The organism is Rhizobium sp. BK377, from assembly GCF_014193935.1.
Taxonomy (GTDB): domain Bacteria; phylum Pseudomonadota; class Alphaproteobacteria; order Rhizobiales; family Rhizobiaceae; genus Rhizobium.
This window is the reverse complement of the sequence record NZ_JACIAC010000001.1, coordinates 1,117,801-1,143,561: the sequence shown is the minus strand read 5'-3', so window position 1 is coordinate 1,143,561 and position 25,761 is coordinate 1,117,801. Positions and strand designations below refer to the sequence as shown.

General features: G+C 58.8%; 27 protein-coding genes. 24 read left to right on the top strand and 3 right to left on the bottom strand.

Features of this window, described 5'->3' with window-relative positions; all coding sequences use genetic code 11:
• Positions 1 to 39: 39 nt before the first annotated feature.
• Together FHT92_RS05670 and motA are read right to left on the bottom strand one after the other, a co-directional pair.
• Positions 40 to 987, bottom strand: a complete 948-nt coding sequence (locus FHT92_RS05670; protein ID WP_183823095.1) for a FliM/FliN family flagellar motor switch protein — start codon at positions 985 to 987, stop codon at positions 40 to 42.
• Positions 988 to 1,860 carry a flagellar motor stator protein MotA gene (gene motA, locus FHT92_RS05665; RefSeq protein WP_183823094.1) on the bottom strand — a complete coding sequence of 291 codons (873 nt, stop codon included), beginning with the start codon at positions 1,858 to 1,860 and terminating at the stop codon, positions 988 to 990.
• Between the two features lie 248 nt (positions 1,861 to 2,108).
• Between motA and flgF the strand changes: the two genes are divergently transcribed.
• The 13 genes from flgF to fliP all read left to right on the top strand — a co-directional run bounded on the left by flgF (position 2,109) and on the right by fliP (position 11,051).
• The gene (gene flgF / locus FHT92_RS05660) at positions 2,109 to 2,843 is read left to right on the top strand and encodes a flagellar basal-body rod protein FlgF (RefSeq protein WP_183748959.1); all 735 of its coding nucleotides are present in this window, start codon (positions 2,109 to 2,111) and stop codon (positions 2,841 to 2,843) included.
• A gap of 15 nt (positions 2,844 to 2,858) precedes the next feature.
• On the top strand, positions 2,859 to 4,259 hold the full coding sequence (gene fliI, locus FHT92_RS05655) for a flagellar protein export ATPase FliI (RefSeq protein WP_183823092.1): 1,401 nt from the start codon (positions 2,859 to 2,861) through the stop codon (positions 4,257 to 4,259).
• 2 nt (positions 4,260 to 4,261) lie between these two features.
• Positions 4,262 to 4,804 (top strand): flagellar protein, encoded by a 543-nt coding sequence (locus tag FHT92_RS05650; RefSeq protein ID WP_183748961.1) that lies wholly within the window; start codon positions 4,262 to 4,264, stop codon positions 4,802 to 4,804.
• 169 nt (positions 4,805 to 4,973) lie between these two features.
• The gene (gene flgB / locus FHT92_RS05645) at positions 4,974 to 5,366 is read left to right on the top strand and encodes a flagellar basal body rod protein FlgB (protein WP_007816099.1); all 393 of its coding nucleotides are present in this window, start codon (positions 4,974 to 4,976) and stop codon (positions 5,364 to 5,366) included.
• 4 nt (positions 5,367 to 5,370) lie between these two features.
• Complete coding sequence (gene flgC / locus FHT92_RS05640; RefSeq protein WP_183748962.1) at positions 5,371 to 5,790, top strand: flagellar basal body rod protein FlgC; 420 nt, start codon at positions 5,371 to 5,373, stop codon at positions 5,788 to 5,790.
• On the top strand, positions 5,790 to 6,131 hold the full coding sequence (locus FHT92_RS05635; RefSeq protein WP_183823090.1) for a flagellar hook-basal body complex protein FliE: 342 nt from the start codon (positions 5,790 to 5,792) through the stop codon (positions 6,129 to 6,131). The genes flgC and FHT92_RS05635 overlap by 1 nt, the downstream gene beginning before the upstream one ends.
• A 19-nt stretch (positions 6,132 to 6,150) precedes the next feature.
• On the top strand, positions 6,151 to 6,939 hold the full coding sequence (flgG, locus tag FHT92_RS05630) for a flagellar basal-body rod protein FlgG (protein ID WP_183748964.1): 789 nt from the start codon (positions 6,151 to 6,153) through the stop codon (positions 6,937 to 6,939).
• Between the two features lie 15 nt (positions 6,940 to 6,954).
• Positions 6,955 to 7,437, top strand: coding sequence for a flagellar basal body P-ring formation chaperone FlgA (flgA, locus tag FHT92_RS05625; protein ID WP_183748965.1), 483 nt, complete (start codon positions 6,955 to 6,957; stop codon positions 7,435 to 7,437).
• Positions 7,434 to 8,555, top strand: coding sequence for a flagellar basal body P-ring protein FlgI (locus tag FHT92_RS05620; protein WP_183748966.1), 1,122 nt, complete (start codon positions 7,434 to 7,436; stop codon positions 8,553 to 8,555). Before flgA ends, FHT92_RS05620 begins: the two co-directional genes overlap by 4 nt.
• Positions 8,552 to 9,091 carry a MotE family protein gene (locus FHT92_RS05615; protein ID WP_183823089.1) on the top strand — a complete coding sequence of 180 codons (540 nt, stop codon included), beginning with the start codon at positions 8,552 to 8,554 and terminating at the stop codon, positions 9,089 to 9,091. Before FHT92_RS05620 ends, FHT92_RS05615 begins: the two co-directional genes overlap by 4 nt.
• Complete coding sequence (gene flgH / locus FHT92_RS05610) at positions 9,088 to 9,801, top strand: flagellar basal body L-ring protein FlgH (protein WP_183748968.1); 714 nt, start codon at positions 9,088 to 9,090, stop codon at positions 9,799 to 9,801. The genes FHT92_RS05615 and flgH overlap by 4 nt, the downstream gene beginning before the upstream one ends.
• A 12-nt stretch (positions 9,802 to 9,813) precedes the next feature.
• Complete coding sequence (locus FHT92_RS05605) at positions 9,814 to 10,317, top strand: flagellar basal body-associated FliL family protein (protein WP_183823087.1); 504 nt, start codon at positions 9,814 to 9,816, stop codon at positions 10,315 to 10,317.
• On the top strand, positions 10,314 to 11,051 hold the full coding sequence (gene fliP / locus FHT92_RS05600) for a flagellar type III secretion system pore protein FliP (protein WP_183748970.1): 738 nt from the start codon (positions 10,314 to 10,316) through the stop codon (positions 11,049 to 11,051). The genes FHT92_RS05605 and fliP overlap by 4 nt, the downstream gene beginning before the upstream one ends.
• Positions 11,052 to 11,153: 102 nt before the next feature.
• Here the strand turns inward: fliP and FHT92_RS05595 are convergent, their stop codons facing one another.
• On the bottom strand, positions 11,154 to 13,073 hold the full coding sequence (locus FHT92_RS05595) for a glycosyl transferase (protein ID WP_183823085.1): 1,920 nt from the start codon (positions 13,071 to 13,073) through the stop codon (positions 11,154 to 11,156).
• A 405-nt stretch (positions 13,074 to 13,478) separates the two neighbouring features.
• Between FHT92_RS05595 and FHT92_RS05590 the strand changes: the two genes are divergently transcribed.
• The 11 genes from FHT92_RS05590 (at position 13,479) to FHT92_RS05540 (ending at position 25,746) form a co-directional block, all read left to right on the top strand.
• Positions 13,479 to 14,387: a flagellin gene (locus tag FHT92_RS05590; RefSeq protein WP_183823083.1), complete on the top strand. Its 909-nt coding sequence runs from the start codon at positions 13,479 to 13,481 to the stop codon at positions 14,385 to 14,387.
• Positions 14,388 to 14,667: 280 nt separating this feature from the next.
• On the top strand, positions 14,668 to 15,576 hold the full coding sequence (locus tag FHT92_RS05585; RefSeq protein ID WP_183823082.1) for a flagellin: 909 nt from the start codon (positions 14,668 to 14,670) through the stop codon (positions 15,574 to 15,576).
• A gap of 253 nt (positions 15,577 to 15,829) precedes the next feature.
• On the top strand, positions 15,830 to 16,738 hold the full coding sequence (locus FHT92_RS05580) for a flagellin (protein WP_183748974.1): 909 nt from the start codon (positions 15,830 to 15,832) through the stop codon (positions 16,736 to 16,738).
• Between the two features lie 290 nt (positions 16,739 to 17,028).
• Positions 17,029 to 17,982, top strand: a complete 954-nt coding sequence (locus FHT92_RS05575) for a flagellin (protein WP_183748975.1) — start codon at positions 17,029 to 17,031, stop codon at positions 17,980 to 17,982.
• Positions 17,983 to 18,173: 191 nt separating this feature from the next.
• Complete coding sequence (locus FHT92_RS05570; protein ID WP_183823080.1) at positions 18,174 to 18,812, top strand: hypothetical protein; 639 nt, start codon at positions 18,174 to 18,176, stop codon at positions 18,810 to 18,812.
• Positions 18,809 to 20,089, top strand: coding sequence for a MotB family protein (locus FHT92_RS05565; protein WP_183823078.1), 1,281 nt, complete (start codon positions 18,809 to 18,811; stop codon positions 20,087 to 20,089). Before FHT92_RS05570 ends, FHT92_RS05565 begins: the two co-directional genes overlap by 4 nt.
• Positions 20,090 to 20,093: 4 nt before the next feature.
• Complete coding sequence (motC, locus tag FHT92_RS05560; RefSeq protein WP_183823076.1) at positions 20,094 to 21,392, top strand: chemotaxis protein MotC; 1,299 nt, start codon at positions 20,094 to 20,096, stop codon at positions 21,390 to 21,392.
• A gap of 4 nt (positions 21,393 to 21,396) precedes the next feature.
• Entirely contained in the window at positions 21,397 to 22,839 is a 1,443-nt protein-coding gene (locus tag FHT92_RS05555; RefSeq protein WP_183823834.1) for a flagellar hook-length control protein FliK, read from the top strand.
• Positions 22,757 to 23,344 carry a lytic transglycosylase domain-containing protein gene (locus FHT92_RS05550; RefSeq protein WP_409527132.1) on the top strand — a complete coding sequence of 196 codons (588 nt, stop codon included), beginning with the start codon at positions 22,757 to 22,759 and terminating at the stop codon, positions 23,342 to 23,344. Before FHT92_RS05555 ends, FHT92_RS05550 begins: the two co-directional genes overlap by 83 nt.
• A 280-nt stretch (positions 23,345 to 23,624) precedes the next feature.
• The gene (gene rem, locus FHT92_RS05545) at positions 23,625 to 24,296 is read left to right on the top strand and encodes a transcriptional activator Rem (protein WP_183748980.1); all 672 of its coding nucleotides are present in this window, start codon (positions 23,625 to 23,627) and stop codon (positions 24,294 to 24,296) included.
• A 127-nt stretch (positions 24,297 to 24,423) separates the two neighbouring features.
• Positions 24,424 to 25,746 carry a flagellar hook protein FlgE gene (locus tag FHT92_RS05540; RefSeq protein ID WP_183748981.1) on the top strand — a complete coding sequence of 441 codons (1,323 nt, stop codon included), beginning with the start codon at positions 24,424 to 24,426 and terminating at the stop codon, positions 25,744 to 25,746.
• Positions 25,747 to 25,761: the final 15 nt, after the last annotated feature.

Here is a 25,761-nt window from a genome sequence, read left to right as displayed (position 1 = left end):
CTCAAACTGCCTTTCCGGCGCTGAAAGCGAGGGAACCGATTAATTCATTAAATGTCGGATCAGCTCGTCATCCGAATTCATGGTGTCTTTCACGCGCACCATGTAGTTCTCGCCTGAACGCCCGAATTCGCACACATACAATTCTCGGCTGTTGGCGCTAACTTCGACGCGTACGTCGCCGCTGTCGCGGAAAGGAATGACGTCGCCGGCCATCAGTTTGGAAATCGTCCTGAGCGTCAGATCCTGCAGACGGATCTTCGCTTCGAGGGTCACCTGCGACCGGCGAACCTGGTCGCCGATCTGCTCCGTCCACTCCGGCGACTTGCTTGGCTGCTTCTTCGGCTTCGGGGCTGAGACCTTGGTCTTGAGCAGCGCCGCCTGGGGGACGATCAGGCTGAATTCGGAAACGATGCCGGCAAGCGTGATCGACATGTTGATGGCCGCCGCGAATTCATCCGGGCGATCTTCCGGCGGACGGATGCGTGCTTCGAGAGCGAAGGGAGCCGACAAGTTGGGCTCGAATCCGCCCGGCGCGTTGACGGCCGAACGCAGCACCTTGGAAATCTTGTCGAATACCATGCCGGCGAGGTCGAGTTCGATAACGGAGAGAAGCCGGTCGGCCGGCTCCTCGATCGTCTCGGCGGCAGCGCCAAGCAGATGTTCCATCAGGGTGATGATGAAACCGTTGCCACAGCCGATGGTGATGTTCTGAGACCAATTGCGCAGCGTCGCATCGACCAGCGTCATGTTGGTGCTGAGATCGTCGATCAGATGATTCTTGTAGCCGATCTCGCAGCCGAGATAGCCGACCGTTACGTCGAGGCCGGTTTCGCTCTTCAGCACGTCGGGAAGGAATTCGCTGTAGATATCGCCGAAGGAACTGCAGAGCTTGGCAACCCTGCCCCTGTCGCCGAGGCCGCCGGTCAGTTTGGCAAGGAGGACGGGATCCATTGTCTGATTGTCATGCGAAGCATTGCTCATAGTCATTTAAGCTGCCTTGTTTTCGCCACCTGGGTTCATCATTTCCTGTTCCACTGCGTCGATCGACGGGCGTTCATACGCCGAGATCGTCTTGCGTCCATATTCGAGGGCGACCTGCGGCACCGAGCCGTTCATGTAGGCAAGCAGGGTCTGCTTGACGACGACGTAGAGGCGGTGCTGCTTGGAGCGGACGACCTTGATTTGCGAGATTAGGGGCGAGCAGACGCAGTAGGAAAGCAGAATGCCGAGGAACGTGCCGACGAGTGCCGAACCGATGAGGTGGCCGAGCACTTCCGGCGAGTCGTTGATATGCGCCATGGCCTTGATGACGCCGAGAACCGCCGCGACGATGCCGATGGCGGGGAACGAATCGCCCATGATCTGGATCGCGTGGTAAGGCTTCATCTTGTCATGAAGAATGGTGTTGATTTCTTCGTCCATCAGCGCCTCGATCTCGTGGGAGCGGGCATTGCCGATGATGATCAGGCGCACGTAGTCGCAGATGAAGGCCGTCAGTTCCTTGTTCTTCAGAACCGTCGGAGCCTGCTGGAAGATCGTTGATTCGGCCGGATTGTCGATATGTGCTTCGATTTCGTTGCGCGATTTCGTACGCAGGTCGCGCATCAGCGAATAGAGCACGCCGAGCGTATCGAGGTAGTTGCGCTCCTTGGGAACGGAATGCTTGAAGGCCTCGCCGAGCGCCTTGCCGGAGTCCTTCACCACCTTCATTGGGTTCGCCATGATGAAGCTGCCGATGCCGGCGCCGCCGATGATCAGAAATTCGAAGGGCTGAAAAAGAGCATCGACTTCGCCGCCCATCGCCATAAAGCTACCGACGATACAGCCGCAGACAACTATAAATCCGATAATAATATTCATCGTCAGCCCAATCTGAACGTTGCTTTTCTTTGCGACGGATAGGGTTTGTGCCTTGCGTGAGGCTGATGAAAGCGGCTTCTGCGCGCTCATTTGCGCTACCAGCTTCGCGCAAGCATTTGCCTTCATATTGAACGTGACGAGTGGGTCTATGCGCCCATGTCTGAGATGCCGCTCAGCGGAACCCCGTGGCCAAACGAAAAGGTGTCAGGTGTTTCGTTCCGTTTATCGCCAATGTGGAGCTTACCGATATGCAATCCGGTCTTTACGTTTCCCTGTCGTCACAAATGGCCCTCGAAAAGCGCCTGACGACGATCGCCGACAACATGGCCAACGTGAATACGACCGGTTTTCGCGGCACTGAGGTAAAGTTCGATGAAATGATGGCGAACAACCAGAACAAGACGAACACCAAGGTTGCCTTCGTCTCTCAGGGCAATGACTACCTGAACGGCACCAATGGCGAATTGCAGCACACCGGCAACATGCTCGATTTTGCCGTCAAGGGCGATGCCTGGTTCTCTCTCGATACGCCCGCCGGCCGCGTTCTGACGAGGGACGGCCGCTTCACGATGCGCGATACCGGCGAGCTGGTTTCCATCCGAGGCTATCCGGTTCTCGATGCAGGCGGTGCGCCGATCGTCCTCAACACCGCCGGCGGCGAGCCTAAGGTTGGCACTGATGGCATCATCTATCAGAATGACCGCCAAGTCGGTTCACTCGGCCTCTTCGAAGCCGATATCAGCAAGGGCTACCTGCGCTACGAGAACAGCGGCATCATGACGACCGAGCCGCCGCGCGCGGTCGTCGACCGCTTTAATGTCGGCGTCGAGCAGGGCTATCTCGAAAATTCCAACGTCAACGCAATGCACGAGATGACGCAGCTCATCGAGGTGAATCGTGCCTTCGAAAGCGTATCGTCGCTGATGCGTGACAGCGAAGACTCGTTCAAGGAAGCGGTTCAGACGCTGGGCGGCAGCCGCTAAGACAAGGTGCAAAGCATGAACGTCACGCTGTTGACCGAGGACGCGCTCTCGCCGAAGCTCACACATCTCGGCGATCTCGCAAAACGCTACGCGTCGCCGGAATTCTCCGTGACCCATGGCGGTCGCGTGCACACCATCGCCGCCGGCCACTATACCGTCCGCGGCCTTTCCCGGCATGTGCGGCTTGGCGAGTTTGTGGCGCATAAATCGGCGACAGGTATCCATCTTGGCGAAGTGGTCAGGGTGGAGCCGGATCTGGTTTACGTCTGCCCGATCGAACCGGGCGAGCCGATCGGCATCCATGACATCGTCATCCGCAAAGGTGCATTCCGCATCTCTCCGTCGGACAGCTGGTGCGGCCGCACCATCAATTCCCTCTGCGAGCCGATCGACGGTCTCGGTCCGATCGCCGAAGGCCTGGATCGCCGCTCGATCTCGAACACTGCGCCGCCTTCGATGACGCGCCGGCGCGTCGAGAGCGGATTCAAAACCGGCGTGCGCGCGATCGATATTTTCTCGCCGCTCTGCCTCGGCCAGCGTCTCGGCATTTTTGCCGGCTCGGGTGTCGGCAAGTCGACGCTGCTGTCAATGCTGGCCCGCGCCGACGCCTTCGATAAGGTGGTTATCGCGCTGGTCGGCGAACGCGGTCGCGAAGTCCGCGAATTCATCGAGGATACGCTCGGCAGCGACATGAAGAAGGCGATTGCCGTCGTCGCCACCAGTGACGAAAGCCCGATGCTGCGCAAGATGGCGCCGCTGACGGCTGTGACGATCGCCGAGCACTTTCGCGACAAGGGTGAAAACGTTCTCTTGATCGTCGACAGTGTTACGCGTTTTGCCCACGCAATCCGCGAAGTGGCGACCGCTTCCGGCGAGCCGCCGATTGCTCGCGGCTATCCGGCGTCCGTCTTCACCGATCTGCCGCGTCTTCTGGAGCGCGCCGGTCCCGGTCCGGAAGGCGCCGGCACCATCACCGCGATCATTTCCATCCTCGTCGATGGCGACAATCATAACGATCCGATCGCCGACTCCACGCGCGGTATTCTGGACGGCCACATCGTCCTGCAGCGAAGCCTGGCGGAAGAGGGGCGCTATCCGCCGATCGATCCGCTCGCATCCATCTCGCGCCTTGCCCGCAAAGCCTGGACTCCGGACCAGGAGAAACTGGTTTCGCGCCTGAAGGTGTTGATTCACCGCTTTGAGGAAACGCGCGACCTGCGCCTTATCGGCGGCTACCGTCCGGGTGCTGATCCCGATCTCGACATGGCCGTCAAGCAGGTGCCGATCATCTACGACGTCCTGAAACAGTCTCCGGGAGACCGAGAATCGCTGGATGCCTTCGCGGATCTTGCCGGAGCTCTCAAGGCCGCCGCCGGCGTACCCACTCCGAGCGCGCCCATCCAAAGGAGGGCCTGATCATGGCCGATTTCGAAGACGAACGGATCGCCGCTCTGAAAGAGCGCAACAAGGGAGCGCTGCTCGATCGCGCGTTGACCTTCTTGGGTCTGGCGCTTGCCGGCGCTTCCGCCTTCTTCCCTTGGTACGTCTTCTTCAACGCGGACAAGTTCGGCATTAGCGTTGCCGATAGCAATGCCTCTCGTGAATTGCCGAATTGGCCGGCGCGCAACGTCTTCAGCGTTTCACCTCTCGCCATGGTCAACAAGAACGATGAAGACAAGAAAGTTCCACCGATCGACAACATGACGACGGCAACCGTTTCCGAGCTCGGCAAGGAGCGCAACGGCGACGCCTCGATGGAGGATCAGCCCTTCCCTGGCAAGGGCTCTTTCCGTCTGCTGCACGTGGCCAACGGGCGGGCGCTCATTGAAGATCCCTCGGGCATGTATGTCGTGCGAGTCGGCTCGATCCTGCCGGACGAAAGCCGCCTTGCGACATTGGAACAGCGCGACGGCAAGTGGGTGATCGTGACTTCCAAGGGTGAGATCTACCAGAACAACTAGTTCAGGAAAAGACGAATCGCCGTGAGGCCTCGTCGGAGACAACGGCCGGGCGGCGGTTGGTCGCTGTCTGCCAGTAATCTCGAAGAATGGCTTGCGAAGCCCGCATTTACCGTAAGTCCCACGCAAGATTACCGCCCTAGGTTCGGTGTAGTAAAAACGGAGAGTTCTCATGCAACCGATTCAACTTTTCGACTTGGCTTCAAAGCAGGCGGAATGGCTGACGATTCGTCAGGAGGTTGTTGCCGGCAACATCGCGAATGCAAACACGCCGAAGTTCCGTGCGAAGGACGTGACGCCTTTTCAGGCCGTGCTCGACCAGTCGGACGTCACCATGGCGCGCACCAATCCGATGCATTTGAGCGGCAATGATTTCAGCACGAGCGGCGACATCGATGTGAAAGATGCAGCACTCGATCAGGAAATCGGCGTGCAGGAATCCGGCAACACCGTCGGTGTGGCTGAAGAACTCTCCAAATCGGGCGAGATCAAGCGTCAGTACGACCTGAACACCTCGCTGGTCAGTTCCTTTCATCGAATGATGTTGATGACGGTAAGGAAGTAGGCGCATGGATCCGCTTTCAGCAGCAATGAAAATCGCAGGTTCCGGGCTCGAATCGCAGTCGACACGCCTGCGTATCGTCTCGGAAAACATCGCCAACGCCCGCTCGACCGGCGACACGCCCGGTGCCGAACCCTATCGCCGTAAAACCATCACCTTCGGTCAGCAACTGGATCGCGCCAGCGGTGTCGAGACGGTCAACGTCAAGAAGATCGGCGTCGATGAAGGCGATTTCACGAAAGAATATGATCCGAGCAATCCGGCTGCGGACGAGAAGGGCATCGTCAAGATGCCGAACGTCAACATCTTGATCGAGATGGCCGACATGCGCGAAGCCAACCGCTCGTATGACGCCAATCTGCAGACGATCAAGCAGACCCGCGACCTTATTTCCTCGACGATCGATCTCCTGAAGAGCGGACAATAATGATCACTAGCGTACAGAATGTAAGCAATCTTTCGATGACCCGCGCGCTCGGCGCCATCGATAGCGAAAATTCCGCCTCCTCCACAACCGCGCCTTCATCTGCTGCGGCGGGTGCATCCAACGGGCTGAGCTTTGCGTCCGTCATGGGCAACATGGCTACCCAAGCCGTCAGCAGCCTGAAGGGCGCGGAGAACATGTCCTTTGCCGGCATCAAGGGTACGGCTTCCACGCGCGAAGTCGTCGATTCCATGCTGCAGGCGGAGCAGACGCTCCAGACTGCAATCGCCATTCGCGACAAGGTCGTCTCGGCCTTCCTCGAAGTCACTAAGATGCAGATGTAATTGATTTGAGGACGAACACATGAGAGCGCTCGCCATCGCAGCAACGGGCATGGATGCCCAGCAGACCAACCTGGAAGTCATCGCGAACAACATCGCGAATATCAATACGACCGGTTTCAAGCGCGCCCGCGCCGAGTTCACCGACCTTCTCTATCAGACCGAACGGGCAAAGGGTGTCGCCAACCGCGCTAACCAGGCTGTCGTTCCCGAAGGCGCCAACATCGGTCTCGGCGTCCAGACGTCGGCCGTGCGCAATCTGCATCTGCAGGGTGAATTGACCCAGACCGGTAACGACCTCGATGTCGCGATCGTCGGCAAGGGCTTCTTCCAGATCCAGTCGACCGATGGCACGACGCTCTATAGCCGCGCCGGTGCGCTCAACAAGAATGACCAGGGCCAGCTCGTCACCATCGACGGTTACGAAGTCATCCCGGGGATCACCATCCCGCAGGGTTCGACCGAACTGACGATCAGCCGTTCCGGCGAAGTCACCGCCAAGCTGCCTGGCCAGACCGATCCGACGACGCTCGGCCAAATTACGCTCGCCGACTTCGTCAATGAGGCAGGCCTGCAGCCGATCGGCGACAACCTCTTCCAGGAAACGCCGGCATCGGGCGATGCAGTCGTCGGCAATCCCGGCGAAGACAACATGGGTTACCTCAAGCAGGGTTACCTGGAATCCTCAAACGTCGATCCGGTCAAGGAAATCACCGAGTTGATATCGGCCCAGCGTGCTTATGAAATGAATTCCAAGGTGATCACGACAGCTGATGAAATGGCATCCATCGTCAGCAAGAACCTGAAGTAAGAGGGAAGGCCGAACATGATGTTTCGCCGGGCAGGATACATCCAAGGATGGGTGGCTGCGGCCACGATCGCAATCGCCGGCATGGTCATGCCGGCAGCAGCGGATGCCGGCATGGGTTATGCCGTCGTCCCGACGACGATCATCTATCCCGGCGACACGATTTCTAGCGCTCAGCTTCAGGAAGTCGAGGTCACCAATCCCAACCTCGCCGGAGACTATGCAAAGTCGATCTCCCAGGTCGAGGGGCTGGTTTCCAAGCGCACGCTCCTTCCGGGTCGGACGATTTCGGTCTCCGCCCTGCGTGAGCCTTACACGGTCACGCGCGGCTCCAACATCCGCCTGGTCTTCCAGCTTGGCCAGATGACCATTTCCGCTGCCGGCTCGCCTCTCGAAGATGGTGCGACCGGCCAGATGATCCGTGCACGCAATATGGATTCCGGCGTCATCGTCAGCGGCACCGTGCTCGCCGACGGTACGGTCCATGTGAGGGCAAAATGAAGTTCTTCTTTCGTATTCTGAGCCTGGTTGCGGTTCTGGCGATGAGCCTGACCGATGTCGCGCCTGCATGGGCGCTGACGTCCCGCATCAAGGACATTGCCTCGCTTCAGGCCGGTCGCGACAACCAGCTCATCGGCTACGGCCTTATCGTCGGCCTTCAGGGAACAGGTGACGGTTTCCGTGCTTCGCCTTTCACAGAGCAGTCCATGCGCGCGATGCTGCAGAACCTCGGCATCTCGACGCAGGGTAGCCAGTCGAATGCCAAGAACACGGCAGCCGTCATGGTCACCGCCAACCTGCCGCCCTTCGCAAGCCCCGGCAGCCGAATCGATGTCACGGTCAGCTCGCTCGGTGACGCGACCTCGCTGCGCGGCGGCACGCTCATTATGACTTCGCTGTCGGGCGCTGACGGCCAGATCTATGCCGTCGCCCAGGGTGCCGCCGTCGTCACCGGCTTTCAGGCTCAGGGACAGGCCGCGTCCGTGACTGAGGGTGTGACGACGGCCGGCCGTGTGCCCGGTGGCGCCATCATCGAGCGCGAACTGCCGTCCCGCTTCAAGGATTCGGTCAATCTCGTCCTGCAACTCCGCAACCCGGACTTCTCCACGGCGATCCGTATCGCCGATATCGTCAACGGCTACGCCAAGGCGCGCTTCGGCGGTCCGGTGGCGGAAGCCAAGGATTCGCAGGAAGTCATCATCGAAAAGCCGCGCGAGGCCGATCTTACCCGCCTGATGGCGGACATCGAAAACCTCGTGGTCGAAACCGACACTCCGGCCAAGGTCGTCATCAACGAGCGTACCGGCACGATCGTCATCGGCTCGGATGTCCGCGTCTCACCGGTCGCCGTCAGCTACGGCACATTGACCGTGCAGGTAACCGAAACGCCGCAGATCATCCAGCCTGAGCCCTTCTCGCGCGGTGAGACCGCAGTCCAGCCGCAGACGGATATCCAGGCGCAGAAAACAGGTGGACGCGTTGCGATCATCGACGGTCCTGACCTGCGCACCCTCGTTGCGGGTCTCAATAATATCGGCGTCAAACCGGATGGCATCATCGCCATTCTCCAGGGCATCAAATCGGCAGGCGCCTTGCAAGCGGAGCTTGTGCTGCAATGAGCAAGATCACGAACGAGAACCCGATCAGCGAACTGTTGCGCCGGCTGGCCTTGCCGGCCGCAGGCCTCGTGCTGCTGTCCATTCCAGGCGCCTTCGCCCAGGAAGTGGCGCCGGCAGGCGACATCACTTCGACGGACGAGGTCAAGCAATTCTGCGCCAATATCGCCGATCCGGCGCGAGATCAGCGCTATCTCCTGCAAAAGCAGGAACTCGAAAAGCTCCGCGCCGATATCGACAGCCGCGTTGCTGAAATGGACAGGCGGAAGGCCGAATACCAGGACTGGCTGAAGCGGCGCGATGATTTCCTCAAGCAGGCCGAGGCCGGTCTGACGGATATCTACAAGAAGATGAAGCCGGACGCGGCCGCCCTGCAGCTTCAGGATGTCAGGCCCGAACTCGCCGCGGCCGTCATCATGCGGCTCGGGCCGCGCCAGTCCAGCCTGATCCTGAACGAGATGGATTCCACCAAGGCTGCCAGCATCGCCAGCATCATCGCAAGTGCGTCTGATCCCAATACCTCGAAGGATCCTTCATGAATAAGCGTTTACCGGCTGTGATCGCCGCCGTCGCCCTCCTTGCAGGCTGCCAGTCGACGGCGGTCAACGAGATCGGCCGCGCGCCTGCCATGAGCCCGATCGGCAGCGGTCTCGCCTACGGTCAGACGCCGCAGATGGGGCTCTATCCGAAGCAGCCGCGCGCGGTGGCCCAAGGCTATTCGCTGTGGAGCGATTCGCAGGCCGCGCTCTTCAAGGACGCGCGTGCGCTCAACGTCGGCGACATTCTGACCGTCGATATCCAGATCAACGACAAGGGTTCTTTCGACAACGAGACAAACCGCAGCCGCAAAAATTCGAGCGGCATGAATTGGGACGTCAATGCGCAGGTCTTCGGCTGGACGCCGCAGTCTAAGACGGATCTGACTTACGGCTCTGACACGAGCACCGACGGTAAAGGCAAGATCGAGCGCACCGACAAGCTCAACCTTCTGGTCGCCGCGGTGGTGACAGGCATTCTCGAAAACGGCAACCTGGTCATCAGCGGCTCACAGGAAGTTCGCCTGAACCAGGAACTGCGTATCCTCAACGTCGCCGGCATCGTGCGTCCGCAGGATGTCAATTCCGACAACCAGATCTCCTACGACAAGATCGCCGAAGCCCGCATTTCCTATGGTGGCCGCGGCCGCTTGATGGAAGTGCAGCAGCCGCCGCGCGGCCAGCAGGCCGTCGATCTCTTCTCGCCGCTTTGAGGCTGAACCAAGATGGCAGACAACGAAACAGGCGAAGGCAAAAAGAAGTCGGGCGGCATGGTGATGACGATTATCGGCCTTGCCGTGCTGACGCTCGTCGGTGCCGGCGGCGGCTGGGCTGTCGGCAACATGGTGTCCCCGGCTATCCGCAGCGCCGCGGAGGCCGAACAGGCGAAAGAGGCCGAGGCAAAGAAGAAGGCCGAGGGCGGTCTTCCGAAGATCGCGAACGAAGCCAACAACATCGTGCTGCTCGACCCGGTGACCTCGAACCTTGCTTACCCCTCGGAAAACTGGATCCGACTCGAGGTGGCGCTGATGTTCAACGGGCCGCCGGATGTCAAGGTCGCCGAGGATATTCACCAGGATATCCTCGCTTATGTCAGGACCATTTCCCTTCAGCAGATCGAAGGGCCGCGCGGCTTTCAATATCTCAAGGATGACATTCAGGAACGTGTTGACCTTCGCTCTCAAGGGCGCGTATCGAAGGTCATGTTCAGGACCTTTGTCATCGAATGATTCGACTCATAGTCTTCCTTGCCGCCATGATGGCGGTGCCGGAACTGGCGGTGGCCCAGCAGCTGCCGACCGACCTGTTGAACATCCCGGTCGACGGCTCCGTCGCCGCCTGGATCATCAGGACATTCGGCCTTTTGACCGTGCTTTCGGTCGCACCGGGCATCCTCATCATGGTGACGAGCTTCCCGCGCTTCATCATTGCCTTTTCGATCCTGCGTTCCGGCATGGGTCTCTCTTCGACCCCCTCGAACATGATCCTTCTCTCGCTCTCGCTGTTCATGACCTTCTATGTCATGTCGCCGACCTTCGACCGGGCCTGGCAGGACGGCGTTCAGCCGCTGCTTGCCAACCAGATCGACGAGGCGACTGCGGTCCAGCGAATTGCCGAGCCGTTCCGCACGTTCATGTCGGCCAATACGCGCGATAAGGATTTGGCCCTTTTTGCCGACTTGGCCCGCGAGCGCGGCCAGAACATCCAGACGACCGAGCCCATCGATTACCGCATCTTGCTCCCGGCCTTCATGATTTCGGAAATCCGGCGCGGCTTCGAAATCGGCTTCCTCATCGTTCTGCCATTCCTCGTCATCGACCTGATTGTTGCCACGATCACCATGGCCATGGGTATGATGATGCTGCCGCCGACCTCGATCTCGCTGCCGTTCAAGATCCTCTTCTTCGTGCTGATCGACGGCTGGAACCTTCTGGTCGGCAGTCTGGTGCGCTCCTTCAGCTGATGGCGAAGAGGCGGTGCCGTCGCGTACTTCTTTCTCTTGCAAACATGAAACCCGCCGGATCGCTCCGGCGGGTTTCATGTTGCTGAACGCGCCTGATCAGCCTTAGCCATTCGAACCGAAGGGCTCGGTGCGCGGCGGCAGCGCCGGAACGTCGATGTGATCGGGGCCGAGGCCCTGCTTGGCGCGCGCGACCATCAGTTCGTAGCCATGTTCGAGGTGATGGCAGAAGCGCTCGGCGTCAAAGAGCGGCGCGACGTAACGCTTCTCCTGCAGATGTTTCTTGTAGCCGGCAACTCGTTCGGGGTTGAGCGCGAGCTCGACGGCCAGATCTTCGTAAGCCTGGAGATCTTTGGCGACGAGATCCGGGAGGTCGATTGCCCTGAGCAGGCTTTCGCTGACGCGCGAAGCGAAGTTGGTACCTTTAACCGTCAGCACTGGCAGTCCGCCCCAGAGCTGTTCCGAGGTGGTCGTGTGACCGTTGACCGGGAACGTATCGATGCCGAGGTCGGCTGCTTGCTGGCGGCTGATATGCAGTTCATAGGGGGCACGCGGGCAGAAGATGATCCGTTTTGCCGAGATACCATTGGCTTGGAATCGCGCCAGCAGATTATCCTTGTTGCGGGGTGTATTAGCCATCAGCCAGAGCACGCTGTCGGGCGCGCGTTTGAGGATCCTGGACCAGCTATCGACGACCTGCGAGGTGATCTTTCGATTACCGTTGAATGAGGCGAAAATAAAGGCGTCTTCCGGAAGCCCGAGCTCTTCGCGTGTGACCGGCTGCGGTCGCGGACGGTTTGCCGGATCGTTCGGCTGGTAGCTTTCCGGCATGCGCAGGAATTTCTCGTGATAGAAGGGCTTGGCAACGTCAGGCAGCACCGCATGGTCGCCAATGACGTAGTCGAGGTCGACATTGACAGTGCTGCCGGGGAAGCCAAGCCAGGCGACCTGGATCGGCGCCAGTGGCTGATTGAAGGACGAGGCGCGGCTTCCCGAGGTGTGGCCCTTGAGGTCGACCATGATGTCGATGTTCTCTGCGCGAACGGTATTCAGGACAGCTACGTCCGACAGGCCATATATATTGACGATCTTGCCCCACCGGCTGCGATCGGCGACGTTCTTCTCCAAAAACTCGGGTTGAGTGTGATCGAAGAGCGTAATTTCGAACCGGTTGCGATCATGAAGCTCGAGAACCCGCTGCAGCAGCTTCATCGTCGCGTGACCGTCCCACAAGTCAGAGGACATATAGCCGATGCGGATCTTGTCGGACCATGTATGCGGCAGACCGCGTCGATAACCCACGCGCACGGGGTCCAGCGGTTGCGTGCCAATCGTCGCATAGCGATTGAAATCCTCGTTGCCGCACCAATGCAGGTGATAGAACGGGTTGTCCTTCCTCAGCGTATCGACGTCGCCCTTTGCAAGGGCGGCGTCGATAGGCGCCTGATGTTTGTTCGCCTCGTCGAATTCGTTGAATTCGCGCACGCAGACGAGATACAGAAAACGGAAGGCGAGGTTGCCCGGGAAGCGCCGGAAGAGGTTGCGGGCGAGCTGCTGGTTAGTTTCGTCCATGAGGTCGTCGCTGAGCAGCAGCGCGGCGAGCCGCATATGGTCCGGGTTCATGCTTTCGGACAGGATCTTCTTGAAGGGGCGCAGCAGATCCCGCCGCTGCCGGTGTACATAGATCGTCGCGATAATGAATGCGAGTTCCGCATCCTCCTGAGCCTTGTCGAGATTGCGCATCGCGATAAGCAGGGCATCGTCGTCGTTGCCGGCCTCCAGATGCAGCTTTGCGGCGGTCTTCAGGAATTCGAAGGCGCCTTGGGGAGCGCAGTCGGCCGCCAAGCCAAAAGCCTTGGCCGCGTCGGATTTGAAGCCGAGTTGCAGCAGGTTCTTGGCCAGGAGAGCGTAAGTCTTGGCATCCTTCTGGGTATCGATGAGCTGGTTGAGTGTCGCGAGGGACTGTGTATAGCGGCCCGCCTGATAATCCCGGGATGCCGCCGAGAACGAAACTTTGCTGTTCAAAACCTAACTCCGTGAGGAAATGTTCCGGCATGAAATGGTGACCGACGGGACGCGCGCAATCAGGCCCTCCCGCAGAATGCGGGTTGCCCGACGATACTATCCCGGCTTCTGCCACATTGGCATTCGAAGCTTGCTTGAAACCGGTGCAGCCGAATGCCCGCTCTCCGGGAAAGCTGCGACTTCGAAGACTGATTCAAGCAACGTTAACCATGCACTTGAAGCGGCCTGGCCGGGAGCCCCGCTTTTAAGAAGTTGGCAAGTATTGGCTGCGAGATTGCCCTGGACATGACGGGTTTGGGCCAAGAAACAAAGGCACCGAGTGGCATGAAGCTGGTCCGTCATCGCCGGTATTTATAGTCCGGTATGTCCTCCTTTTTTGTATCTAGTTTTCTAGGGGACACACTTATGACGAGCATTAACACGAACTCTTCCGCCCAGGCCGCTCTCCAGACGCTTCGCAACGTCAACCAGGGCCTCAACAGCACGCAGAACCACGTTTCCACGGGTTACCGCGTCGGCAAGGCTGCCGACAACGCTGCTTACTGGTCGATTGCGACGACCATGCGTTCGGACAACAAGGCTCTCGGCGCTGTTTCCGACGCTCTCGGCTTGGGTGCCGCCAAGGTTGACACTGCCTACACCGCCATGGACAGCGCCATCGACGTCGTCGGCGAAATCAAGGCTAAGCTCGTTGCCGCGACCGAAAACGGCGTCGACAAGGCGAAGGTCCAGGAAGAAATCGACCAGCTGCAGGACCAGCTGGTCAGCGTCGCCCAGTCGGCTTCCTTCTCTGGGGAAAACTGGGTTGCTGGTGCCAACGGCACCACGAAGAGCGTTGTCTCCTCCTTCGTTCGCGATGGCTCGAACGGCGTTTCCGTCAAGATGACCGACTACGTTCTGAACAACACCTCAATCGGCAACGTTCTGTTCGGCATGAGCGGTGGTCAGATCGAAACCTCCACCGGTATCCTCGGTACGTCCTACGGCGCGACCGGTTCTGTCTACGGCATGGACATCACCAACTTTACCCAGGGTCAGCTCGCAACGGCTCTGACCACTGTTGAAAACGCCCTGAAGGCCATGACCTCTGCCGGTGCAAAGCTCGGCTCGATCTCGACCCGCATCACGATGCAGGACGATTTCGTTTCCGCTCTGTCCGACTCGCTCGACTCCGGTATCGGCCGCCTCGTCGACGCCAACATGGAAGAAGAGTCCTCCAGGCTCTCTGCTCTGCAGACGCAGCAGCAGCTCGCGATCCAGTCTCTCTCGATCGCCAACTCCTCTTCGCAGAACATCCTGTCGCTCTTCCGCTAAGAGCGGTCCAGCAACATCGCCAAAAACGTCGAGGCCGGGTAATCCCCGGCCTCGAATGCTTTAATATAAGGTTAATGGAAACCCTTCTAAGTATCAGATATTTTTACGAAATTTCGTTCTCGAATTTAGTTTTCTTTAACCATCTTGCTGTTTTCTAGGCCCATCGAAACGGCGAGTTAACCTTAACGAGAATGGTTAACAGGCATGATGCTGATCGCTGTGGGCCGGCCCAAATCCGGAATGTCCCTTCCTAACATCTGCCAAAAGGGGCAAGCAAACTATGACAAGCATCAACACCAATAATGCTGCAATGGCCGCTCTCCAGACGCTGCGTGGCATCAACCAGGGCCTCAACAAGACCCAGGATCACGTTTCCTCCGGCTACCGCATCGGCAAGGCTGCCGACAACGCTGCCTACTGGTCGATCGCAACGACCATGCGTTCGGACAACAAGGCTCTCTCGGCCGTTTCCGACGCTCTCGGCCTCGGTGCCGCCAAGGTTGACACTGCCTACACCGCCATGGACAGCGCCATCGACGTCGTAGGCGAAATCAAGGCAAAGATCGTTGCTGCGACCGAAAACGGTGTCGACAAGACGAAGGTTCAGGAAGAAATCGACCAGCTGCAGGACCAGCTGGTAAGCATCGCCCAGTCGGCGGCCTTCTCCGGTGAGAACTGGGTTGCTGGCGCCAACGGCACCAAGAGCGTTGTCTCCTCCTTCGTTCGCGACGGTTCCAACGGCGTTTCCGTCAAGATGACCGACTACGTCCTGAACAACGGCTCGGCCGGTAACGTTATGTTCGGCATGAGCGGTGGTCAGGTCGAGACGTCCACGGGTATCCTCGGCACGTCCTACGGCCCGACCGGCTCGGTCTACGGCCTCGACATCACCAACATGACCCTGGGTCAGCTTGGCACGGCTCTGACGACCGTTGAAAACGCTCTGAAGGCCATGACTTCTGCCGGTGCAAAGCTTGGTTCGATCACCACCCGCATCACGATGCAGGACGATTTCGTCAACGCCCTCAGCGACTCGATCGACTCCGGTATCGGCCGCCTGGTCGACGCCAACATGGAAGAAGAGTCCTCCAAGCTGTCCGCTCTGCAGACGCAGCAGCAGCTCGCGATCCAGTCGCTCTCGATCGCCAACTCCTCTTCGCAGAACATCCTGTCGCTCTTCCGCGGCTGATAGGATCGCCAAAGATAGCCCGCCGGCCGACCGGCGGGTCCTATCGAAATCGAGCCGCGCTTCGATGGAGCGCGGCTTTTTTAATTTCCGTTAACGATTGATTAACCATATTGCTGTCATCTGCGTCTCAACGAGACGGCGAGTTAACCAAATTTAAGAATGGGTTAACAGGCATGAAAGCTGATCGCCGTTCCCGGGCGCTATTCCGGAATGTCCCTTTTATTAACGCCTGCCAGCAAGGGGCAATCATTTTATGACAAGCATTTTGACGAACGTCGCGGCTATGGCCGCCCTCCAGACCCTCCGCGGTATCAGCAACAATCTTCAGGATACTCAAAACCGCGTATCTTCCGGCTATCGCGTTGAAAAAGCTGCAGACAACGCAGCTTATTGGTCTATCGCAACGACCATGCGTTCGGACAACAAGGCCCTTTCGGCAGTCTCCGATGCTCTCGGCCTCGGCGCAGCAAAGGTCGACACCGCCTACACGGCGATGGACAATGCCATCGATGTCGTCAGCGAAATCAAGTCCAAGATCGTTGCGGCCACCGAAAAGGGTGTCGACAAAACCAAGATCCAGGAAGAAATCAGCCAGCTCCAGGCTCAGCTCATGAGCATCTCCCAGTCGGCTTCTTTCTCCGGTGAAAACTGGGTTGCTGGCAACACGACCAAGAGCGTCGTTTCCACCTTCGTCCGCGACGGCAACGGCAACGTCTCGGTCAAGACGACCGACTATGTTCTGAACGCGGCTTCCAATGGGAACGTCCTGTTCGGCATGACCACGACGGGCACCATCGATTCGAGCACCGGCATTATCGGCACCTCCAACGGCACGATCGGCTCGATCTACACCATGAACATCACTTCTTTTGGTCAGACGGAAATCGCTATGGCACTCACGGCTATCGAATCGGGCTTGGAGGCCATGACGAAGGCAGCTTCCCAGCTTGGCTCCATCTCCAACCGTATTGAACTGCAGGAAAACTTCGTCGCGGCCCTCGGCGACTCGATCGACTCCGGTGTCGGTCGTCTTGTGGATGCCGACATGGAAGAGGAATCGAGCAGGCTCACAGCGTTGCAGACGCAGCAACAGCTGGCGATCCAGTCGCTCTCGATTGCAAACTCCAGCGCTCAGAACGTCCTAACGCTCTTCCGCAGCTAAGCCGGCGGTTGAAGCTGGACCAAACCTTGTGCCGCCGATTTGCGGCAGTCTGGAAACCGCGCCATTCCGGCGCGGTTTCTATTTTATTTCAAGGGCTTGTGCAGATGCCGGCAGGGTTGTTTCGTTTCCCGTTTCCGCCCTTGCGAAACTGGTTGATATCGGGTTAACGTTGCCGGGAGTTGATTTGTTTTGCGACACACCGGTGTGGGAAACCCGCCGGGGGCATGAAGCCACTTCAGTCGCTGCCGGCAAAACCGGCCTGATCCCTTCACCTTTCCGAGACCATGTCGATGACCGTAAAGATTACCAACGCGGCCGCGGTGAGTGCGCTTGCAGTGCTGCGCAGCATCAATAAAGAATCAAACGACGTACAGCAGCAGGTTTCCACGGCGAAGCGGGTTGCGACTGCGGCCGACGATGCGACCTATTGGTCGATCGCCAGCGTCATGCGCGCCGACAGTACCAATCTGGGCACCATTGGCGATGCCCTTGGCCTCGGTGCCGCAAAGGTTGATTCGACCTATACGACGATGAATTCGGCCATCGATCTTCTGGGCGACATTAGAGCTAAGCTCGTTGCTGCGCGTGAGCCGGGTGTCGATAAGGACAAGGTCAACGCAGAAATCACCGAATATAAGAACCAACTCCAGACGATGGTCGAAGGAACGTCTTTTGCTGGTGAAAACTGGCTGTTGAACGGCGAGCCCGTGGCACCTCCGCAGTGGAAGATCATCGGCAGCTTCGTACGTGCTCCGACAGGCGAGTATCAGGCGCAGACCATTGAGTTCCCGTCGTCCCAAACCATTCTGATCGACAAAAATAACGCTGGCGGCGGCCTGTTTACCAAGGATGTCAACGGCAATCCTGACGGCACGCCAGTCCGCAATTACTATCTGCTGAATGCAAACTCCGGGACGCCGGCGACCGGCACGGAAATCTCCATCGGTAAGTCGACCACCGACTCGCAGATCACGGATATGGTGACGGCCACGGACGCCATGCTCAAGCAGCTTACGAATTCGGCAGCAGGGATCGGCATCATGAAGGCTCGCATCGACGATCAGATCGACTATACCGCAGATCTGTCCGACGGTGTCAAAAAGAGCGTCGGCGCCCTCGTCGACACCGATATGGACGAGGCATCGATCCGCCAGAAGGCTATCGAAACCCAGAAGCAGATGGCCGTAGAAGCGATTTCCATCCTCAATACGGCCGCTAGCAAAATTCTCATCCTGCTCGAGTAGTGATCGGCACGGGGCGGCACCATTCATCCTCGCGCAAGTTTGAGTTTCTAGTTTCCGGCATGAAGGCAGCTTCCAATGCCGGCGAAAGGCTCCGAGCCTCTCCCGGACCGGGAACGGCATGCCGGCAAGGACGACGGTCATTTTTCAAGAGGGGGCATGCCGCGTGCTTCCCGAATACTGGACGGATTTTCATGAGCATTATGCTTTCCCGGTATTTGAAGGATTTCGGTGCGCCGAGTCCCTCGGAACCGATCATCGATGTGGATGATTTTGCCGTCGAAACCGCCTCTGCTTTCGCCGAATTGCCGAAAGAGCCTGAGATCGACGTCGAGGCAGAACGACGCGAGGCCCATTCCGAAGGCTTCGCCGCCGCGACCGCTGAGCTGACCGAAAAATACGAACGTGAAGCCCAGGCCGTGGCCGAAGCGCACATTCGGGAGATCGAGGAACTGAAACTCCGATACGAGATCGAGGCGGCCGCTGTCATCGCTTCGCGGATTCGCGACATGGCAGAAGAGATTGCTGCGCTCGTCAGCGAAGTGACCGCGACGGCCATCGCGCCGATCATGACCGAAGCCCTCGCCAAAAAAGCCGCCGAAAACCTCGCCGCCTTGCTGCGGGAGGCGGTCCTTGAAGGCGCCGCAGCGCCAATCATCGTGCGTGGTCCGGCCAAGCTTTTCGACATCCTCAAGGACGAACTTGGAGAGCATGCTGCATTGGTTCGCCATCATGAGGCCGATGACGTCGATCTTGCTGCCGAGATTGGCGAAACCGTACTCGTGACCCGCATTTCCGCCTGGGCGGCCAGCTTGAAGAAGGTTTCCGAATGAGCGACGGGGAAAACCACCACCACGGCAAGAACGAGATTATCATCGTCAAGAAGCATGGCGGCGGAGATCACGATGGCGCCCATGGCGGTGCGTGGAAAATTGCCTATGCCGACTTTATGACGGCGATGATGGCATTCTTCCTTGTCATGTGGCTGGTCAACGCTGCCAACGAGGAAACCAAGGCCTCGATCGCGACCTATTTCAACCCGATCAAGCTCTCCGATGAGAAGCCTACCGAAAAGGGTTTGAAAAAGCCGGTCGACCAGGCCGAGGGCGAGCAGAAGCAGGAAAAGTCGAAGAACAAAGAAGAGAACCCTAACCAGGGCAAGTCTGCCGCCGATGGCGAAGACCAGACCTCGACCTCCGGCGACAAGACCAATTATTCTGAAGCCGATTTCTTCGAAAACCCTTATTCGGTTCTCGCCGAGATCGCTCAGGAAGTCGGCCAGCAGGCAAATGTCAGCGCCAAGGGTGATGGAGGTGCCGCAGATTCAGGCCCGGCGACCGGCGCCGATGGGGGCGAAGCCTATCGCGATCCGTTCGACCCGGATTTCTGGACCAAGCAGGTCGAAGTCACCACCGCCGGAAAGCCGCAGCAGCCTTCGCCGCTCGATTCGAAGGCCGAGCCGAATGAGCTCGCCAAGGCCGAAAACGTCCAGCCTCCTACTCTGCTGAGCAAGGACCCCAACAGCGCTGCCGTCGCTGCTTCGACAGAGAAACAGGCAGACAAGAAGCCGGATAAAACGAAGGACAGGCAGGCTGACAAGACCAAGGACGCCGACAAAACCGAAGAGGCCATGCAGGCCGAAGAGAAGCAGCGGGCCGATGAACTGCAGCAGGAGATTGCACAGCAGATCGCCGGTGTCGCCGGCAAGCTCGCCGAGGGCCTGACGGTGACAGCGTCCGAGGGCGGCCTGCTGGTGAGCATTTCCGACCAGAACGACGACTCCATGTTCAATGTTGGTTCTGCAGTGCCGCGTCAGGAAATGGTCCTTGCTATGCAGAAGATCGGCGCGATCCTGAAACAGAGGGGCGGGGCCGTCGCCATCCGCGGCCATACGGACGGACGGCAGTTCAAGGGCGATCTCAACGAGAACTGGCGATTGTCGATGGACCGCGCCCAGAGCGCTTATTACATGCTCGTTCGCGGCGGCCTCGATGAGAAGCGCATTTCCCAGGTCTCCGGCTTCGCCGACCGTCGCCTAAGGCTTCCCGAGGACCCCTATAACGCGTCGAACCGCCGGATCGAGATCCTCGTGCAGGCAGATCAAGGATAGTCTTATGACGCGCAGGACGCATCGCTATTTCAGATATGCGGTCTTCGGCGTGGCGATGATATCGCCCGCCGTCGGTCATGCAGCGGATGCGGACGATATCGCGCCCTACAAGATGCTGCGCTCCCTGCAGTTCGTTCAGGACTCGGTTGTAACAGGCGATCATTCCGCCGGAGAAATGCAGCGTTTCATGCTTGGCAAGATCGATCAGCGCCTGCGCAACGTCGATCCGTCGGTTTACGATGACGACCGCAATGTCGATGCTGCACTGATCTACGTGATGAGCGGCGGCAATCCTCAAACGCTCGAATATCTCGTCAATCATGACGTCAATGGTTATTTCGATAATCGCGTCACCGACGTGCTGCGGAAATACCTTGGTGGCAAAGGCTTGCTCGTCTCGAGGACACTGGAAGAAACCGCCAAGGAATATGACGGCAAGAAAATCGGCCCTTATCTGGCGCTGATCGGTGGCAACGTGCTGATCGCCACGAGGCCAATGGATGCCCTTTCGCTATATGACAAGGCGCGGCTCAATGCACCTGGCACGATTGTGGAGGAGGCGGCGCTACGCCGCTCGGTCGCCATCTGCGTCGAAACCGGGCAGGTCGACAAGGGCCTCGCCTATTCACAACGCTATGTCCGCCGCTTTCTGCATTCGCCCTATGCCAGCCAGTTTGCCGATCTCTTCGTGAAGCTGATTGTCAGCCACGATCACGATGTCAGCCCGCAGACCGTCGTCGATATCCTTTCTTTCATGGACGCGCCGCGCCAGCGCGAGGTCTATCTGCGTGTCGCACGCGCTGCCGCGATCGCCGGAAAGCCGCGACTCGCCCGTATGGCCGCCCAGCGCGTTCAATCGCTGGGCGAGGGGACGGATAACCCTTTCGGACCGCTTGCCGATTTCTATAAGGGCATGGCGAACGTCCCCACCGACGATATCGATCAGGCTGCCAAATATATCGCCAATATCTCCGGAGCGTCTCTCTCGCCACAGGACCAGGCGCTGCAAGCCGCCGCAAGATCCGTTGCCGAGCAGATATTGCGGGCTCCGGACCCGGCAAGCCTGACACAAGGCTCGTCCCCTAATTATACTAATCAAGAAATTACTTCTGAACAGGCTGCAGCCGCCACGGCTGCGCAACCGCGAGGAGCGCCGGCCGCTGCCCCGGAACCTGTTGTCGAAGGCACGGCTTCTGCTGGCACGGGAGGCCAGGATGTCGATCCTTCATTCACCTCTTTCGTGACGACCAATCGATCCAAGCTCGACGAAATCGACGGTCTCCTGGCCCAAGAAGGCAAATAAGATGATGATGGATATCAGCGTCTCGGGCGGAGCGCCCGGCACGGATGCGTCTGCGTCCGTAAGGTCTGGTCGGGGAGCCGGTAAGGGCGAGGCTGCGGATCAGAACGGCGGCTTCTCGGATGTGCTCTCCAAGGCCAGCAATAGCGATCAGGATGCGGATACCGTCGATACGTCCGACCATCAGGACGTCAACGACAGCGCGGAGACCGTGGGGCGCAATCTGCGTGGCCGCAACCCGAAGCCGCTGATCGACCTGAACGACGCCTCGCTCAAGGGACAGGTGGACGTACAGTCCGAAACTATTGCAAGCGTCGAGATACTTTTGAAGTCCGAAAAGGACCAGGGCAAGAACGCGAGTGTGCTCGGGTCGGGCAAGCCGGGCGCCAAGGATCAGGCAGCCGAGGCCTCTACGCAAGCAGTGGTTAAACCTGCCAAACATACCAAAACCAATGAGCTTGATAGCGGCATCGATACAGGCACAGATACAGCAGCCAGCGAAGGCGATATCACTGATGTGCTTGGTCTTTTGAAGAAGGAACCCGGTGATGCCGCGGCTATCCTCCAGGCATCCGCACATCAGGTAGCGGCGAAGACCGATGACGTGCCGGCCGGAAAGAAGGACGCGCAAACCGGGGGCGTACATGGCGCAAAAGCCGATGTGCACGTGTCGGATGCATTGGCAGCCGTCGCGCCGCATGGCAATGACGCGCGTGCGCCGGGAACGGAGAATGCCGAAGGCGTCGAAGGCAGGACGTTCAGGATCAGCCGCGCCGATGGCCGTGGCCAGTCGATGGATATGCATATCGGTACCGAGCAACCCGGCGAGAAGTCGGCAAAGTCGAGTGTCGAAAATGTTTCCGTTCTGGAATCGCGCCGTTATCTCGGCCTGGTTCAGAACCCGAATTCCGCAAACGTGACAGCAGCGCTGTCGGGTGACAAGGAATGGGCGCAGGCTATGCAGCCGAGCTCTGCTCTGTCGAACGCCGCTGAATGGACGAGCACCGGCAAGGTGGTGAACACCCTCAAGATCCAGATGAGCCCGATCGATCTTGGCCTCGTCACGGCGACGATGCGGCTGTCAGGCGATACGCTGAACGTTGATCTCAAGGTCGAGACCGGCGCAGCCTATCGCCAGCTCAAGGAAGACCACGGCAAGATTCTCGAGGCGCTGCGCAGCCAGGGTTATGCGGTAGATAACGTGACCATCAGCATGGCCCCCGTGGATCGGTCCGATGCCGGCAACCAGGCAAACAGCCAGGGACAGACTTCTCAGCAGCAGCAACAGTCGCTCGCCCAGCAAGGCCAGGGCGGCGAGGCGCGCGAGCGCCAGAACCAGACAGTGCGACAGACGGATGGAGGCTTCAATGGTGCGGGCGGGAACGGTGTTGAGAACGCTTCTGCTTCTGTCGACGCTGGCGGCAGCCGCTCTGGCAGCGTTTACCTCTAGCGCAACCGCCTCTACCGGCGCCTGCGAGCGCGAGATTCAGTCTGCTGCGGCCAAATACGGGATTCCGGAGGGAATTCTCTATTCGGTCGGGTTGACGGAAACCGGGCGCAAGGGATCGCTCTATCCTTACGCGATGAACGTCGAGGGGAAGGCCCTGTTCCCAGCCTCCGAGCAGGCCGCATTACAGCAATTCGACGCCTCCAGCAGAGGCGGCGCGAAGCTCATCGATATCGGATGTATGCAGATCAACCACTACTTCCATGGGGAGAATTTCAGCTCCGTGGAAGAAATGTTCGACCCTCACCGCAACGTGGAGTATGCTGCCAAGTTCTTGCGCAACCTGCACGACCGTCACGAAACATGGACAATGGCGGTAGCTCGATACCACGCAGGTCCGAATAATAATCCGGCGCAGAAGCAATATGTCTGCCGCGTCATCGCAAATCTGGTCGCCACCGGCTACGGTAAGTGGACTCCCAATGCGAGTAATTTCTGCGCAAATTAATTCAATTAATAATTGAATCGTCGGACTATGACCAAACTGTGTCAGAGTGTGGCAGGAATTCGGCACAAATCCTACCTGCAAGTCATAATTAAGAGGGTGTTAACTTTTCCACGAAATTTTTGTGTGCATAACGACCATGACCTACTATATATAGATCAAATCGGCACCCAATTCTTAATCAATTATTAATTTCCGCCATTAACTTTCACGAGTTGCCGCTGATTCGCGCGATTCGTACCCATAGATCATCGATGTGCCACACTGATTCGGAGGCGGACGAATGATCGTAGTGGTTGATGAGCGTGAGCTCGTGAAGGATGGATACACTTCTCTCTTTGGCCGTGAGGGCATTCCCTCAACCGGTTTTGATCCCAATGAATTCGGCGAATGGGTGCAGACCGCAGCTGATTCTGATATCGCTGCCGTCGAGGCATTTCTGATCGGCCAAGGACAGCGCACCATGGAATTGCCGCGCGCGATCAGAGATCGCTCAATGGCGCCCGTGATCGCGGTCAGCGACCAGCCATCGCTCGAAAATACACTTGCTCTTTTCGACTGCGGTGTCGACGACGTTGTGCGCAAACCGGTGCATCCGCGTGAGATTCTCGCGCGCGCCGCTGCAATCCGTCGCCGCCTGAAGGCGATCGCAAACTACACCGACATCGGCGCCATCCGCGTCTTCTCCGACGGGCGCGATCCGGAAATCAACGGCGAAACCTTCGCCTTGCCGCGCCGCGAGCGCCGCATCCTCGAATATCTGATCGCCAATCGCGGCCGCCGCGTCACCAAGACTCAGATCTTCAATGCGATCTACGGCATTTTCGATGAGGAAGTCGAAGAAAACGTCGTCGAAAGCCACATTTCCAAGCTGCGCAAGAAGCTGCGCAAGAAGCTAGGTGTCGATCCGGTCGATTCCAAGCGATTCCTTGGCTATTGCATTGATTGGAATTGATTTTCTGGCGCCGGCCACGCTGCTCGGGAAAGCCGGAATATTTCGGTCGGCGACCCGGCACAACAGACAGCTTCACGCAAGGCCCGCCAAATACTGTTGCACCTAACAGGTAAAACGAGGTTTTCAGATGAGCATTTTCGGCAGCATGAAGACGGCAGTATCGGGGATGAACGCACAGGCAAACCGCCTCAGCACCGTCTCCGATAACATCGCCAACGTGAACACGACAGGTTATAAGGCTGTCTCGACAGCGTTCTCGTCGCTGGTCCTGCCATCAGGCTCCGGTAACTACAACTCTGGCGGCGTGACGACGACGGTTCGTCAGGCTGTTTCCGACCAGGGCGATATCTCCTACACGACCTCAGGTTACGATCTGGCAATTTCGGGGGATGGCTTCTTCATCGTCCAGGGCGGTGATGGCGTTCCCGTCCTGACCCGCGCCGGCGACTTTACCAAGGACGACAGCGGCAACCTCGTCAACTCGGCCGGCTTCACGCTCATGGGTTATCCGTGGGGCTCCTCGGCTCCGGCCGTCGTCGTCAACGGTTTCGATGGCCTCGTTCCGATCAACGTACTCGGCGACCAGAAGCTGCAAGCCGTCCCGACCGCGAACGGCACCTGGACCGGCAACCTGAAGCCAGGCGCAACTGTGGTTACGGACCCGAATGCCCTGCCGAGCGCTAACGGCAGCCTGCCGGCCCCGCCAGCAGCCCCCACGGCCGCTACCAGCAATACCCAGAAGTACTCGATTGTTACCTATGACAAGCTGGGTAGCAAGGTAATGTATGACATCTACTATACGAAGATCCCAGCCGCCGTGCCCCCCGCATCGCCCGCCGGTACGGCAACCCAGTGGGAAATGGCCGTATTTCGTAACGCTGACAAAGCCACGACCGGTACGAGCTCTTTCCCCTACAGCTCGGCAGCAGTCTCTGTGAAGACGATCTCGTTCGATGATAAGGGCCAGATGCTGTCGCCGCCCGGCGCGACGATCACTGATCCGGTTACCGGCCTCACCATCAACATGAACCTCGACCTTTCCCAGGTTGGCGATAATTTCTCGGGTACGGGTAACGTCGACGGTCAGGGCGCAAACTCGCCGGTTGATATCACGATCGATGCCGATGGTATCGTGTACTCCAAGTATGACGACGGCAGCACCAAGCCCGTCTTCCAGATTCCGCTCGCCAATGTGCCGAGCCCGGACCTGCTGACGCTGATGACCGGCAACGTCTACTCCGCCAACGGCAAGTCGGGCGTAACCGTCACCGGTTTCCCGCAGACCAGCGGCTTCGGCAAGATCCAGTCGGGCGCCCTCGAAGGCTCGAACGTCGACCTCGCCGGCGAACTGACCGAAATGATCGAATCCCAGCGCAGCTACACCGCCAATTCCAAGGTGTTCCAGACGGGTTCCGATCTCATGGACGTTCTCGTCAACCTCAAGCGTTAATTCAGGGTAACGGGT

Excerpts from the sequence above, each read along its gene's own strand:
- FHT92_RS05670 (WP_183823095.1), bottom strand. The coding sequence starts at position 987 with ATGACTATGAGCAATGCTTCGCATGACAATCAGACAATGGATCCCGTC.
- motA (WP_183823094.1), bottom strand. The coding sequence starts at position 1,860 with ATGAATATTATTATCGGATTTATAGTTGTCTGCGGCTGTATCGTCGGT.
- flgF (WP_183748959.1), top strand. The coding sequence starts at position 2,109 with ATGCAATCCGGTCTTTACGTTTCCCTGTCGTCACAAATGGCCCTCGAA.
- fliI (WP_183823092.1), top strand. The coding sequence starts at position 2,859 with ATGAACGTCACGCTGTTGACCGAGGACGCGCTCTCGCCGAAGCTCACA.
- FHT92_RS05650 (WP_183748961.1), top strand. The coding sequence starts at position 4,262 with ATGGCCGATTTCGAAGACGAACGGATCGCCGCTCTGAAAGAGCGCAAC.
- flgB (WP_007816099.1), top strand. The coding sequence starts at position 4,974 with ATGCAACCGATTCAACTTTTCGACTTGGCTTCAAAGCAGGCGGAATGG.
- flgC (WP_183748962.1), top strand. The coding sequence starts at position 5,371 with ATGGATCCGCTTTCAGCAGCAATGAAAATCGCAGGTTCCGGGCTCGAA.
- FHT92_RS05635 (WP_183823090.1), top strand. The coding sequence starts at position 5,790 with ATGATCACTAGCGTACAGAATGTAAGCAATCTTTCGATGACCCGCGCG.
- flgG (WP_183748964.1), top strand. The coding sequence starts at position 6,151 with ATGAGAGCGCTCGCCATCGCAGCAACGGGCATGGATGCCCAGCAGACC.
- flgA (WP_183748965.1), top strand. The coding sequence starts at position 6,955 with ATGATGTTTCGCCGGGCAGGATACATCCAAGGATGGGTGGCTGCGGCC.
- FHT92_RS05620 (WP_183748966.1), top strand. The coding sequence starts at position 7,434 with ATGAAGTTCTTCTTTCGTATTCTGAGCCTGGTTGCGGTTCTGGCGATG.
- FHT92_RS05615 (WP_183823089.1), top strand. The coding sequence starts at position 8,552 with ATGAGCAAGATCACGAACGAGAACCCGATCAGCGAACTGTTGCGCCGG.
- flgH (WP_183748968.1), top strand. The coding sequence starts at position 9,088 with ATGAATAAGCGTTTACCGGCTGTGATCGCCGCCGTCGCCCTCCTTGCA.
- FHT92_RS05605 (WP_183823087.1), top strand. The coding sequence starts at position 9,814 with ATGGCAGACAACGAAACAGGCGAAGGCAAAAAGAAGTCGGGCGGCATG.
- fliP (WP_183748970.1), top strand. The coding sequence starts at position 10,314 with ATGATTCGACTCATAGTCTTCCTTGCCGCCATGATGGCGGTGCCGGAA.
- FHT92_RS05590 (WP_183823083.1), top strand. The coding sequence starts at position 13,479 with ATGACGAGCATTAACACGAACTCTTCCGCCCAGGCCGCTCTCCAGACG.
- FHT92_RS05585 (WP_183823082.1), top strand. The coding sequence starts at position 14,668 with ATGACAAGCATCAACACCAATAATGCTGCAATGGCCGCTCTCCAGACG.
- FHT92_RS05580 (WP_183748974.1), top strand. The coding sequence starts at position 15,830 with ATGACAAGCATTTTGACGAACGTCGCGGCTATGGCCGCCCTCCAGACC.
- FHT92_RS05575 (WP_183748975.1), top strand. The coding sequence starts at position 17,029 with ATGACCGTAAAGATTACCAACGCGGCCGCGGTGAGTGCGCTTGCAGTG.
- FHT92_RS05570 (WP_183823080.1), top strand. The coding sequence starts at position 18,174 with ATGAGCATTATGCTTTCCCGGTATTTGAAGGATTTCGGTGCGCCGAGT.
- FHT92_RS05565 (WP_183823078.1), top strand. The coding sequence starts at position 18,809 with ATGAGCGACGGGGAAAACCACCACCACGGCAAGAACGAGATTATCATC.
- motC (WP_183823076.1), top strand. The coding sequence starts at position 20,094 with ATGACGCGCAGGACGCATCGCTATTTCAGATATGCGGTCTTCGGCGTG.
- FHT92_RS05555 (WP_183823834.1), top strand. The coding sequence starts at position 21,397 with ATGATGGATATCAGCGTCTCGGGCGGAGCGCCCGGCACGGATGCGTCT.
- FHT92_RS05550 (WP_409527132.1), top strand. The coding sequence starts at position 22,757 with ATGGTGCGGGCGGGAACGGTGTTGAGAACGCTTCTGCTTCTGTCGACG.
- rem (WP_183748980.1), top strand. The coding sequence starts at position 23,625 with ATGATCGTAGTGGTTGATGAGCGTGAGCTCGTGAAGGATGGATACACT.
- FHT92_RS05540 (WP_183748981.1), top strand. The coding sequence starts at position 24,424 with ATGAGCATTTTCGGCAGCATGAAGACGGCAGTATCGGGGATGAACGCA.